Source organism: Vibrio sp. 970 (genome assembly GCF_033339075.1).
In genome coordinates this window covers 1-513 of record NZ_JAWOTW010000840.1, presented here as the reverse complement: position 1 = coordinate 513, position 513 = coordinate 1, and the positions used below count along the sequence as shown (strand labels likewise).

The 513-nt window shown below is 44.4% G+C and carries 1 protein-coding gene; it reads left to right on the top strand.

The genetic code is table 11. The features are described 5' to 3' along the window. Positions 1-48: 48 nt before the first annotated feature. The coding region (locus R7Q11_RS29485) for a DMT family transporter (protein WP_225467378.1) at positions 49-513 on the top strand (465 nt) is incomplete at its 3' end.

Below are 513 nucleotides of genomic sequence, written 5' to 3'. Positions count from 1 at the left end.
CTATAAAGTCACTTTTCATAAAATGCTCCGAGAATTAAGGAGTATCTAATGAATCACGTTCACAAACCCATCGTATTTATGTTGATGTCTACATTAAGCTTATCTGTTACGGGCTTGCTAGCAAAGCAGCTGTCTGAGGCGCTTTCGGTAACCATGTTCAGCTTTCTGCGATTTTTCCTACCTGCGCTTATCTTGCTCTTAGTTCTGATCCCGAAAGGCATCAAACTGCCGAAATCGACCGAGTTGAAGCCCACTTTGCTACGCGCACTTTGTATTGGTCTGTCTCAATTGTGTTTTATTGCGTCTCTTCAAACGTTAACGCTGGTCGAAAGTGTGGTCCTTTTTGCTACAGGCCCGTTGTTTATGCCTGTGATTGAGAAGCTTGTCTGGCATGGAAAAATTCGTGCGTCCACCGTTTTTGGTATTGTGATGGCGTTTAGTGGTGTGGTGTTGTTGGCTGGAACGGAAGGCGAATTTACTTTGCGATACGACTTACTGCTTGGTTTGGCTGGT